General features: G+C 56.3%; 9 protein-coding genes and 1 tRNA gene. All 10 read right to left on the bottom strand.

Translation table 11 applies throughout. The features are described 5' to 3' along the window. Positions 1-245: 245 nt before the first annotated feature. The gene (locus F3J39_RS18960; protein WP_282097901.1) at positions 246-374 is read right to left on the bottom strand and encodes a hypothetical protein; all 129 of its coding nucleotides are present in this window, start codon (positions 372-374) and stop codon (positions 246-248) included. Between the two features lie 1,036 nt (positions 375-1,410). Beyond that, positions 1,411-1,474, bottom strand: a tRNA-OTHER gene (locus F3J39_RS17935). 437 nt (positions 1,475-1,911) lie between these two features. Next, a complete protein-coding gene (locus F3J39_RS17930; RefSeq protein WP_166714529.1) occupies positions 1,912-3,201 on the bottom strand; it encodes a DNA-directed RNA polymerase subunit alpha C-terminal domain-containing protein in 1,290 nt (429 codons plus the stop codon). A gap of 141 nt (positions 3,202-3,342) precedes the next feature. Further along, positions 3,343-3,642 carry a hypothetical protein gene (locus F3J39_RS17925; protein ID WP_166714528.1) on the bottom strand — a complete coding sequence of 100 codons (300 nt, stop codon included), beginning with the start codon at positions 3,640-3,642 and terminating at the stop codon, positions 3,343-3,345. Further along, on the bottom strand, positions 3,639-4,157 hold the full coding sequence (locus F3J39_RS17920) for a hypothetical protein (protein ID WP_166714527.1): 519 nt from the start codon (positions 4,155-4,157) through the stop codon (positions 3,639-3,641). Before F3J39_RS17920 ends, F3J39_RS17925 begins: the two co-directional genes overlap by 4 nt. Continuing rightward, positions 4,158-4,850: a VRR-NUC domain-containing protein gene (locus F3J39_RS17915; RefSeq protein WP_247648286.1), complete on the bottom strand. Its 693-nt coding sequence runs from the start codon at positions 4,848-4,850 to the stop codon at positions 4,158-4,160. Between the two features lie 34 nt (positions 4,851-4,884). After that, positions 4,885-5,049: a hypothetical protein gene (locus tag F3J39_RS17910; RefSeq protein ID WP_166714526.1), complete on the bottom strand. Its 165-nt coding sequence runs from the start codon at positions 5,047-5,049 to the stop codon at positions 4,885-4,887. Between the two features lie 154 nt (positions 5,050-5,203). Next, positions 5,204-5,488 carry a hypothetical protein gene (locus tag F3J39_RS17905; protein WP_166714525.1) on the bottom strand — a complete coding sequence of 95 codons (285 nt, stop codon included), beginning with the start codon at positions 5,486-5,488 and terminating at the stop codon, positions 5,204-5,206. An 8-nt stretch (positions 5,489-5,496) separates the two neighbouring features. Continuing rightward, the gene (locus F3J39_RS17900; RefSeq protein ID WP_166714524.1) at positions 5,497-5,925 is read right to left on the bottom strand and encodes an olxA; all 429 of its coding nucleotides are present in this window, start codon (positions 5,923-5,925) and stop codon (positions 5,497-5,499) included. Between the two features lie 30 nt (positions 5,926-5,955). After that, entirely contained in the window at positions 5,956-12,759 is a 6,804-nt protein-coding gene (locus tag F3J39_RS17895; protein WP_247648285.1) for an SNF2-related protein, read from the bottom strand. Positions 12,760-12,828: the final 69 nt, after the last annotated feature.

Below are 12,828 nucleotides of genomic sequence, written 5' to 3'. Positions count from 1 at the left end.
ATCATGCCTGAATTTTCATGTCAGCGCTTATGCGTGCGTATCTGTTATGCGTTAGTGGTGGCCGGTGCCATACCCGGCAAGTAACCTCTCAAGCGACTGGTCAACTCGGTTACTGGCGGCTTAAACCCCTATGCGGTGCGATTGATGAAGCGGGGGCCAGTCTTGCGATCGCAGCAGCAACTGCGAATGCACCACAACGGAAAGAGCACTGAGCGGCTAATGCGCTTTCCTGTTGGGTTGTTGTGCTATTTGCGGCGCTTTTTCTTCGCGTCGCGGCGACAGGCTTTAATAACCGTTTCCAAGCCGTAGATGACCACCAGCGTGTAAATGATGGTGAGGACTGGATGCTCTGCAGTAAACGCTAAAAACGGCATATCGTGTCCTGTTTGTTAGGGATGCTGTCTCTTCCAGCTGTCAGAACTACTCGCCCCGGCGCTCAACCGGAAGATGACAGAAGTATGGCTGGATGACATTACGTGTTGACCGGATAACCTGTTAGCTTCAAAGGAATTAAAAGCCAGACTCCGCACTCACATATCCCAAGTGACCCACTTTCGACCACCAGCAGGGGGCGCTGGCTTTAATGCAACTGGTCTGTACTGAAACTGGCAGTGACGGCTGGATTTGAACCAGCGACCTTCCGTACTCCTGAGTTAAAGCCGGACGCTCATTCCCCTGAGCTACGTCACCATAAACGAGTTGCTGTGATCGGTTTCCGTTAGCGCGATTGTTCAATGAGGCGGGAGTGATACCCGCTTTGCCTTCGCAGCCCATCGCTGACTGCCGGCGTCGATTCGCCGGCAGGGCTTTCGCCCCGTGGATTAACTCCACAACTCCTACGGTGTGTTAAAGCAATCACCACAACGGTCGAGAGCACTGGCTAACCAGGCGCGTGGCGTCATCTGTCATTCACCACTCAATACTCTCGCCGTTGTGTGCTGGTCTTTCCCAGCTGCCACGAACTTTTTTTAGGTCTGCCGCTGACCTTGCCCTGCCACCAGCCAAATTAGCCGGTAAGCAGCGCGTCGCCTGGTGTTGACGTGTAGTGCATGGGGGCTGGTGCCTTCAGCTGTCCGATACGGAACCTACGGACGGGGATATTGACTGCGTACCAGAAGCTAATGCCTGAGTTCCGCCCCGCGTGCGCATAGCCGCATTCCCCCATTTGTGAGCGTGCTGCCAGAGGTAGTTACACCCGTCGCCAGGCAGCAAAAGGATGCCAGCACGCTCACAAATGGCGATCCCTTACGGGGATCAGGCGGGAACTTGTTTAAGCCTCACGGGGCGTTCTATGCGCGGGATAGTCCAAAACCGCGTTCACTGCCGTGACAGGAGGGGCTACATGCCGTTCACCCTACTCATAACACGCCCGGAAAATATGGAGACTACCGGGAGCGGCCCGTTACGAACTGGTGCAGGCTGGCGGAATTGAACCGCCGACAATGAAACACTCTACCGACTGAGCTAAGCCTGCTGAATTAGTGCCGGTGCATACCCGGCGCGGACACTTAGGCATCTGGTCAACCTGTCCGCTTGCGTAAACAACAGGGAAGGAACCACCCCTGCCAGATTTGCAATGCGTCTGCCTCGCTGCTGAATCCTCTCTCCGATTCAGCCGTGAGCACACGTCATGCACTCACGGTTAAACCTGAAAAAAAAGCCCGAAAACTATCGGGCATAAATATCTACTCACAGCGCAAAAACCACTCGGGAATGGGCTTTGCGCTGTAAAAATTGCGGACTCAACATAGGTTTAATGCTTAATCCGCCAAATACCAATTCAGATAACTATCAACGATTATGGGCGTTGCCAGCGGGTAGGAATGTACACAATGAGGAGATCTGAATCAATTAAAATCTAAGATATCTCTTAGATTTTCATATTTAATGAATGCTGGTAATTACGTCAGGTTAGCGACGTTTGAGGTTGTTATTTTTAATAGGCTCAATATCACCATTGGATTTTGACCAGGTGATGCACCAGCTGTTAACCGCAGCGCGGATCTCGTCTACCGTGGCCTCGCTCAGCCCTTTAACCTTCACCAGTTCCGGCGGCAACTCACCGCCCACCGCTGCCACCGTGTCATAACCGGCTTTTACCAGGGCGTTAAGCGCGCGCGCCGGGATAGCCAGCTCGGAGACCGGCGCGGCCTTACCGTCTATGATGCGCTGGTGGAGTCGCGGGAAGTCCAGCGCCAGGCGGGCCATGATGCGTACATGCAGTTCATCGTTGATGGCCGTGTCCCACATAGGGAGTAAATCAGGCAGAATGCGGAATACCGGATTACCCCATATACCCGGCACAACATCCATTGCCAGCATCATCGCCGTGCGGATCTGATAGTGGAAATTTGCCGTCTCAATGGACACGTCACGGATGCCGTGAAATACGCTGAGCCCGAAGTGGTAATTGTAGATATAGCAGCCCACGTCGCCGCTGCCGTCCGGCAGCTGCAGAAGGAATTGCGCCACATCTTCCTGCCCGTCGTGAAACTCCACGCGCTCTTTGAGATTGTTATGCAGAGCCGTCAGTTTAATCAGCTCATTGGCTGTTTCAGCCCGCATGCGGCGCTCTTTACCTACCTCTTTATCTGCAATGTTCAGTTTATGCTGCAGCTCCTGAACCAGCGCGCTCTGCTTTTTGCGGTCTGCGCGGTGCTGGGAAATGGTTTTGTCGCGCTCCTGCAGATCTGCCGCCAGGCGTTCAGGATTCTTGCGGCGGTAGTGTGCAAATTCCTGATTCAGAGTGGTCAGCGCCAGCTGCGCGGTAACCAGCGCATCTGAGTTGCGATCACGGGCGTTTTCAGCATTGATAGCGCGATTTTCGGCCTCACCTTCACGAATACGGGCTTCCTGAATGGCTTCATCAGCGGCGTTCTTCGCCTCAAGGCGAATCTGAGCTATCTCTGCGGCCAGCACGGAATGACTGTCCAGCTCCTGCTGTACGTGCTCCAGCGCCTCTGCCAGCACGTTGTAGGTATCAGCTTCGTGGTTAAGGCGCAGGTTGATATCAATCTGCACCTGTTCCAGCGCGGACAGGCAGTTATCCAGCAGGCGTTTTTCAAGATCGTCGAGTTTCAGGCGCTTGCGCATAGAACTCAGTTGGCCATAGGCCGTTACAAACGTCTGGTGAAGTACTTCATCGTCAACGGGGCATTCAGGGAGTTTCTGCAGCTGCTGGAGAACATTTTGAGAAGTCATGGTTGGTTTCAGTTCCGCTGTAAATTTGCGGCAGATGATAACCTGGAATTGACCACTCTCTAAGAATTTTCTTAGATTTTATTTATAAAAACAGAAGAGCTAAAGCGGTGGCAAAGCAGAACGCCCTGCCACCAGCAGGGATTACACCAGTTTAAGCGCCACCAGCACGCCTGCTACAGCAACGGCCATCAAAAGCATATGCAGCAGCGCGGACGGCGCTTTGATCGCTCCGCTTTCATACTCTGCCTGAGACATACGCCCCAGGTAACTGTGCGACACCAGAACGGCGTTTTCATCAAAGCCCAGCTGCAGGCGCACGTCCTGCAATGTCGGGCGCGTAACCTGACGCGAGACAAGCTGTACCACGCCGGAGCGCATCTTACCGTTATCACCCATATAGCAGATCGAATGGTAGTGAAGCTGTGTATTACGCCCGATCACTGAATGGCCACCCAGTCATGAACACGCATATCGTCCACGCTCAGGCAGTGAATTTCTTCACCGCCGTCAGGGCGAGTCAATCGCAGCACGTCGTCGCCTTCGTGCTCTTGCTCCAGTGACACGAAATACCCCGCTGGCCAAGCCTCGCGGCGCATCAGAAGTTCGGGATCTTCTTTCATCTGAAGTAAGGCCTGACTGTGACAGCACGCAATGGCACCGATACCAATTTTCCCCAAACCCTCGATCTGTGCCACCGTCATGCGTGCTCGTCCTTCTGTAAATGATTTTCGTAAGATATAGCCGATACCTTTAACGCCACCGTAGTAGTTCAGCTGGCGATTGTTCATGCCGCATCGCGCCATGAGTTCCTTTTTCGGTACCCCGAACATGCCTGTTTCCAGTGCCAGTTCGGCAAATACTGCGAGCCCCAGCCCTAAGTTGCTGCGCGTCTTAGCGCGTCGCGCATAGTGTTCAAACGTGGGGCATCCGGAAAAAAAGTCCGCGTCAAAAAGCACTTATTCGCTCCAGAATCCGTCGTTTTCGTGCGCGGGCATTACTCCGCCTGCTTCAAGTGCTGCGTACTGCTCTGTCACCCTGATCGTCTCTTCCGGTGAAAATGATAAAAGGACGTAAAAGCCCTGCGCTTTGAGGCGCTGCATCCACTCTATCTGCTTCTCAGAAGGCATGCGCTTACCGTGTTTTTGCTCTATGCGCATACCGTGATAGACACCAGATGGCATTTCCAGACACATATCAGGAACGCCACGCTTTGCCCCTTCTGCCTCAATCGCTGCAGCGGTTTTTTTTAGGCGGAATCCTCCGTTGGGTACGGCGTACAGGTGATCATAAATAACCCTGTTATTGCGGTGAAAATGGTCAAAAATACGAACCTGGTCGTAATGCTCTTTTTTGCCTGCCAGCAGGTCGGGGTTTTTAACGAGTGCGGCTAACGCTTTTGCGTGAACCGATACTTCTGTCAGTGCGGTTAACCAGGCGGACGCTTTGACGGATTTTACCGACGCGACACCCTCAGCTTTTTCTGCTGGTTTACTGCGTGTTTTAGGTTTTTTCTTGTAGGAGTGAAACCACTCTTCACTGAAGCGCATATCCGGAATTGTCAGCCGATGATTAAGTATTCTAAAAGATGGATTTGCGTCGGGGGGTATTTTTAACGCTGGGACGGGAAAAAACAAGCCTGTAATTGGCATCTTTCAAAGATAATGATTACAGGCCTTTATCACATTACTGGTGTGCCATCCACATCAGCATGAGGCAGCAGACGATGCCAATTGTGCTGAAACAAAGCGTGAGGAATTTGCCGATCGCATTAGCAATAGCGTCAGTGTTGACGTCATTTTCTTTGATTGAAGTGGTATTAACAAAGTCACGCTGTGCAAAATTTTTCATGCTATATTCTCTTCGTTATGTGCAGAGATGACGTCGCCAAACACAGTCTCTGCAGGTAAAAAAAAGCCCGGCCATCTGGTCGGGCTTTTTTCATGCTTACCGCCTGAGCGGATATGCAAAATCTAAGCTGTTTATAGTTTTCAGTCAACAAATATCAAAAGTTTTTGTCACTTTTCAGCTGTGGCGCGGCCTCAGCCTCTTCTTTAAGGCGTTTTAACGCATCGTCCAGGGCTATCAGCCAGCTGGCTTTATCCAGATGACGTATTCTTTCTATCCGGTATTTTGTATACGGATTAAGCACCCATACCCATCGCTTTTCATCCTGGCGATCGCGCAACGTAAATACCCCGCTCGGGTGATAAAATTGCAGGTCTGCACCGGCAGCACTGGCGTAGGCCTCTAATTCCTCCAGTTTTAAATATTTATTTTCTCGTGCCACGGTGTCTCCTAAAGTCTTCGTTTTTCTATGGACTCGTCATAGCTGACGTATAAATACGGCTCCGTATCGTCCGCTGATAACATAACGGGCAGCAGATGGTTTGCACTGTATACCGCGTCGTTCTCAGTGCGATCGTCAGCGTACAGGTGCGCTGCTACTACCGTCAGGGCTGGCCGGGAGAGCGAGTATATTTCGGCAACGTCACTTTCGACTACCTGCCCGAATTTAGTAATAGCACTTTCCAGTAAAAGTAGCTTGATTGCAGGCCACCACGGGCCAAACGCGCGGTACGCAAAGCGCGCGCTGCTGACGCGCTTCACAACGTTCTCCAGGTAGTATGCGACAAACGCCACTTCGGTACGCCCGTCCAGGGCAAGCGGCAGCAGGCTTTCTATGTAGGTCTCGGTTGGCTTAATGGTATCAATCAGTGTCGTCATGTGTGACGGCCCTTGCGGGCCGCTCCTGTGTTATGCGTTTTCGATATCCGCGCGCAGCGCATCGAGATCGTGTGAGGAAGGGATAAGCCATGCAGGCTGTGTAAACTCGTTCCCGGCTACCGGATCGGCTTCAAAGTTCCAGAATTTCGCGCCGTACTTCTCTTTCATCAGGTCGCGCACCGCTTTACGCTTGAGCACCGGCTTATCGCTGGTGTCCGTGAGCACGTAGGCGCCGCCGGCCGGGAAGTCGATTTTAAAGGTGCGGTTCATCCACTTGCGCGAGGCCACCAGCTCCTGCTCGTTTTTCAGCACCTGGAAACCGGATGCCTGTTTCTGCGCCTGCTCAGCCCGCACGGCGGTTGCCGCTGTGGTGGCCGCAAGGTTCGCTGACGCGCGGCGCTCTGCCAGTTCTTCAGGCGAGAGTTTGCCGGTCATCAGCGCCTTATAGTCCGTCCACGTCGGCGCGTGATCCCGATATCCGCCCTCCTCCATCTGCTCCAGGAAGGTATAAAGGCTGCCCACCAGCGCCTTAACCGTCCGGGAGGACAGGAAGGTTTCAGCCGTCACGTCTGATTCGCTCAGATCGCCCAGAGCCACGCTGGCGCGCAGGAACTGTGCCGCAGGCGACTCGGTAACGTTGGCCGCGTTATCAATATCGCCCATCGCTTCGTGGCGCGTTTTATCCAGCACCGTGGCAATGGTCGCCTGGATGCTTTCCGGGGTGTACTGGCGGAACTGCTGCAGCGCTGCAGCGGCGTACTGATCAGCCAGCGCCCTGACGGCTTTAACCTTGCTTTGCCCCATCCCGTCGCGCAGCTGGTTAAACATCGCCTCGTACTCGTTGCTGTTGGAAAAGCCCGACATGGCATTACGGAACTGACGGATGCTGATGCTGTTGCTCCAGAAATAACTGTCCTGGCTGGTGCCTAAGAAATAAGCCTTTGCCTCAGCGTCCGTTGCGCCGGTCACTTTGCGCCCCTGTGCGTCGCCTGCCTCAAATTCCGCTACCAGCTGGCTGAACACCTTAACGACGTCCTCCATGCCCGCCTGCTCGCCGTAGCCCTGCATTGCCGTGTTGTAGTTACCGCCAAATACAGCCTTAAATACGGCCTGCACTGAATACAGGTTTCTGGTCAGGCTGTACTGATACAGCTCGCGCTTCAGCTGCTCATCGCCGTGATCCGGATAGAGCCAGTCCTCCGCTTTAATGCTGTCCCGGACGGTAATGCCCGCGTGGATATATTCATGCTTCAGCTCGCCGGTTGCGTCGCGGTACATCCAGGCGTCCGCCTTCACGTTCATCACGCCAGCGCGAATGGCGGCGTAGAAGTCAGCGCGGCTCAGCGTGTCGGCCAGCGATACCGGATCGATACCTTTTGCCGCCTTCTGCAACGCTTTCGCCTGGTCAGTCGTGATTTCCACGCGATCGCCAACGAGATCCGACGGCATTTCCGCGAATCCGCCAATGTCCGGCCTGGTATAACAGCGAAGCGGCTTGTGGATCAGCTCAACCTCAACCGTGCCTTTTTCCGGGAAGAATTTGCGGATCTGGAAAACGCCCTTTTCCTGCTTATCTTCATCCATCCAGATTTCATAGCACGCCCCGATGCGTACCAGCTGCCCGCCGGCCAGCTTCATATACTGCTCTGGCGCACGCAGCACGTCCGGATCGACTTCCAGCGCGCCGGACAGAATGGCACGCTCAACCTCACCGCGTGAGCGCTTAATGGTGCTGGCGGCGCTTTTAGAGCGCGTCAGCGCCTTGCGTGCGCCGTTCAGCTCCTGCTCCAGCTTCTTCTGCTTCGCCAGGCCTTCTTTGAGCGCGGCACGCGCGTTACGGCGATCCTGCCCGCGCCAGTTGTCCGCAGACCGTTTGCCGTCTCTTTCGAGCTCAATGTTATAGGCCGTTTCGGCGTCTGTGACGTCTGCACGCAGCCCGTCAATGCTGCCGTTGATTTCATCAAAGGCGGCTGACAGGTCAGCGATATTCGCTTCCAGTACCTCTGTCGGCGTGGCGGCGGCAACGCTCGCTTTCAGGTAGATATCCAGCGCGGCGGCGGCTTCGCGCTCAGCCTGCTGGCGCTCCGCTTCGCGTTTAGCCTTCAGCTGTGCGTCCACGCGCGCGCGGCGTTCTTCCGGATTTGCGGCCAGCAGCAGGCTCTGCTCCTCTTTGGATTCCACATCGCCGTTTTTCATGCTGGACACGTCAGACTTCATGACGTCGTTGATCCAGTTTTTCTTACGCTGCAGCGTCTCAAGCCGGAACTCGTCAAACGAACCCTTACCGCAGTAGTAATGCACACGCATGCTGTCGCGCTCGGAGCCCACGCGGGCGCCGCGCCCGTTGCGCTGGTCAATACTGGCCGGCGTCCAGGGCAGCGTAAGATGGTGCGTGTCAGCGGTGCCTTTATGCAGGTTGATCCCCACCTCGGCCTTTTTGTTGCAGATGATGATCGGCGTTCGGCCTTCGTTGTAGTCGGCGGCGATCCCCTCCATCCCGGCAAGCGAGGCGTCATTCAGCGCGGCCTGATAGTCCTCATAGCGCGCCAGCTCCTGATAGTACTTATCCCACGCGCCCTCCTTAAAGCTGCCGTCCGCTTTTTCCACCGGCTCCACCGGCTTCTTCACGGGCTTCACCTTCACGCCGGATGCTTTCGCTACCGTTGTGGCGTTGATGATGCCTATCTGCTGCTCCTGCAGGCCCAGGGCGCTTGCGATGATGCGGCGCAGTTTATTGTGCTGCGTCTTTTCATCCATGAAGATGATCTGCTTACCGTCCGACAGGCCAGCTTTAAGGTTTTCTATCAGCGCGGCGTACTTCGGCGGGACCGGGTGCGAGACGTGCTGCATATCAATGCCGGCGGCAGCGATCGCGTCCAGCACCTGCTGCTCCAGCGTGTCGCTTACCACCAGCTCCACGACGCCCCCGCGGTTCTTCAGCGTGGTTTTGACAACCTTGCTGGTGCGCGTGTCGGTCAGGCCACTCTCTGCGTCCTCCGCCACTTCCTCCTCGTCGCCCGCCAGCAGCACGCCGCCCGCTTCGCCCGGGAGCGCGCGTGCAACCTGCTTCACCTTTTCAAGATCCTCTTCACGGAAGCGGAACGTGATAGCGGAGCGATACAGATCCGGGTCAATCACCACCTTATCCATGTCGCGGATCACGGAGAAAATGAAGTCATCATCGTTCTGCACGATGGACACGGTGCCGTCGCCGTTATCCTGCACGCTCTCTTTCTGCCCGATGCGGCTGGCGCGCACGCGCAGCTCCTCATAGAGCGCCTGCTGATCGCGCGTCATCGGCACGCCCACGGTTTTCTCGTCCAGACCGGGGATTTTCACGCTGTCTTTCACGTCAGCAGCAGATTTAAGCGTCGTCCAGCGGTGGAAGATGCCGCGCAGGCCATCAAGGTTTTTAAAGCCCACCAGCCCCTGCTTATCCTCGAGCTCGCCGGAAATTTTCTGCACGGTTACGGTGTCGGTTTCCCCGAACACCCGCACAAAGTCATCCGGCGTCAGAATCCCCATCGCCTTCCACTCTTCCAGCGACACAACGTGAGAGAGCATGTTGAATGCGTCGATCGGAGAGTTAACCAGCGGCGTTGCGGTCAGCATCACCACCCCGCGCCCGTTGTACTTTTTCATCATGTACTGGCTTTTCACGGCCATATCTCGGGCTGTTTTGGAGACGGACGGATTAGGCAGGTAAGCCAGCTGGCCAGCTTCACGGCCGGCGCTGTGCGAGTTGCGGTAGTTATGGCCTTCGTCTGCGATTACGCTGTCAAAGTGCATATCTTCAAAGTAGGGGATCTGGCTCTTTTTCTTCGTGCCGGTATCGGCGGCTTTATCACGGAGTTTGTTGCGGGACGTGGCGGCGCGGTGCGTGGACTTCATCAGATCCGTGCGGCCATTCTCAATCTGGTTAAAGACTGCCTGGTTGGAGTTTTCTTCAATCGTCTCCGGGCGCATCGGGATATCGCCAAACTGCTCTTTGGTCATCACCACGGCGCGGTAGTTGGAGACCGGGATCATGTTCATGCGCTCAAGCACGGTCGCGGCAGCGGACTCTTTTACCACGTTGCGCATGACCGGCTGGCCATCTTTGTCCAGCTTCGGCTCGTTGTTTTCGTCGCGCTCCGGCGCCTGCATGATCTGGCCATCATCGCCGCGCACTTCGTCCAGGCCAACAAACAGGATTTTCTCAAACGCCTCGGCGCTGTAGAAACCGTGGGCTTCGTGATACCAGTTCTGCAGCACGGCTTTAGGCACGACGTACACGGTACGCTTGCTGCGCCCCACCTCGTAGTTATAAGCCTCCAGCGCCAGCGCGGTTGTGGTTTTACCCAGCCCGGTACCGAATCCCATAATGCCCCGGCCATCTTCCGACAGGCGGCGCACTTCGGCGTTCTGGTAGCTCAGCGGAATGCGCTTGCCGCTGATCTGCTGCAGCTGCAGGGACGAGGACGAATGCTCAAACGGCACGTAGCCGTTAAACGCGTCGTTGTAGTCGCTGACAACCGATTCAACGTCCGGATGCGTGCGCAGCCAGTGGTTAAACTGCGCCTCCAGGCCGCTGATGCGCTTCAGATAGACGTTAGCGTTCACGCCGCGCGGCTTCACGCCGTTCAGGTAGTTTTCCAGCTGGTTATAGAAGCCGTCTTTGTAGCTGGCGCGCTTAAATTCAGTCACGCCGCCTTTGCCGGTGACGGAGCGCACCTGATAGCCGGAAAATACGCCGTCTTTCCCCGCGTAATTATCCTCCGCGGTCAGGTAGCCGTTTTCGTTTTCCAGATCCTGCGTGTACTTGAAGTCATCAAAGCCCTGGTCAATCAGGAACTCTTTGATAAGCCGGCGATCCAGCCAGCGTGCGTTAAGGTTGACCGTAATATCTTCAATCGGCGTGTGGTTGCGCTTCTCGTTGATCGTTTCCAGCTGGCGAACGTAGTTAGCCTTAACCGGCCCGTCCGGCGCGTCGTTAATCAGCGCCGCCAGGCGAGACACCTTGCCGCGCACGTTGCCGGTTGTGGCGCGCGCCAGTGGCATGATGTTGCCGTTACCGTCGAGCGCAATCTCCGGGAAGGTCGCCAGGTGCGCCAGTAGCGCCTCGTCATCTTCCGGCAGTTCGCCTTTAAACGCGGCGCGGAAAGCGGCCAGTGCCACCGGTACCAGATCCACATCGCTGAAAAGGTGCGATACCACCTGCTCCGGGCTGGCAAAGTCCACCGCCACCGCCTCGCTGCGGTCAATGGTTCCGTTCAGCAGCGCGGACAAATCCCCTTCGCGGCTGACGTTGGCCTGAAAACTCAGCCAGCCTTTGGCGCTCGCATCAGAGAGACCGGCCAGCTTCAGGCCCTTCGGCGTGCCGTACTGCCCGACTTCCTCACTTACCAGGCGCGCGGCGTCAGCAATAATGCCGCTGGCGTCGCCGCCCAGCATCTGAGTATCGAGCGCGTCGTTGATGCGCAGGCCGATAATGGATGCGCGCATAACACGCCAGCGATGCCCCGGCTTCTGCTGCATCGCAAAGCGAATGGCCGCGTGAATACGATCGTCAAACAGCTGCGGGTATTCCACGCTGGCTGCGTACAGGGCGCGGCTGTCCAGCGAAAGCATGCCGTTAATCGTGCGCGTTTTCGTCTGCAGGTCGCCAAACGTGGCGGCACCGAACCGCTTCGCGTCGATCCCGCTCGATGCTGTGGTGGAATCCTTAATAAACCGCGTGCCGTCGTAGGTGTGCCAGACGCCGGCCATCAGCCGCTTATCACCTTCTACCGGCGACTGCCACACGGCAGCAGGCGTACCCAGCCGATCCCAGTCAATACGGCTGTCAAAGCGGCGCGATAGCGCGGCTTTCATGGCCGCATTGGTCAGCTGGCCATCTTTTTTGACCACCAGGATGTTATTGAAGTCAGACCGCTCGGTTTCGCCGTGAACGAAGTGCCGCCCCTCGGTTTCAAACCACTTGCCCCGGATAAACGTTGGCCACAATACGCTTGCCGCCTCAAGTGACTGTTCATCGCTGTCATGCACCAGCTGCGTCAGCGCCTCGGTGTGCTTTCGCAGCACCCACACATCCACTACCGTTGCGGTACCGCTCTCGGCAAACGTGCCGGACGGCATGCGGTGTGCGCCCAGGAACTCCGCCACACGGGAGACGCGATCGCGCAGCTTTTTGTTGGCGCCGCCGCCATCGGTCATGCCGTTTGGCACCACCAGCACCACTAGCCCGCCGTATTTCACCTTGTCGATGGTGCGCATCACGAAGTAATGACCGACGTTGGTTTCATCCCGGTAGGCCGGATCGAGCTCGGCAAAGCCCGTGCGCGAGTCGCCAAATGGCACGTTGCCAACGGCGTGGTCATAGCTGTTGTCCGGTACCGACGCGGCCAGCTTCTCAAACGCGCCCATGCGCACGTCATCTTCCGGGTGCAGAAGCTGGTTAATGCGCCCTGACGTGTCGGAGATCTCTGCAGACGTCATCATTGCGCCGGCGGGCTTGGTTTCCTGAAAAACGCCCGTGCCGGCGGACGGCTCCAGCATGTGACCGCCGGTAATGCCGTAGTCCGCAAACAGATCCCATATTCCCTCCGCCATAAACGGCGGGGTGTAATATTCGTACTGACTGCCGCCGCCGCCCTCCAGACTGCCCTCACCGCTGTACCCGGCCAGAATCCGGCGCTGTTCATCGGTGAGTTTGTTTCCGTCAAAACCCGCCGGCAGCGAGTTAAGCAGGCTGACCGCATTATCATTAGCGGCGCGGCGTTCGCGCTGCAGGCTCACCCCTTCCCGTTTTGTCACGCCAAACGCTACAACCGTTCGCTGTTTGTGCAGGCGCATTACCAGGCGGATCAAGTCCTCAACGGACCCTGCTTCCTGGACCGCTCTGTTTTCTCTTTTTTCCACTGT

Origin of the sequence: Pantoea sp. Acro-807 (assembly GCF_011752675.1) — a bacterium.
GTDB lineage: Bacteria > Pseudomonadota > Gammaproteobacteria > Enterobacterales > Enterobacteriaceae > Pantoea > Pantoea eucrina.
This window is presented reverse-complemented; position numbering and strand designations above follow the sequence as displayed.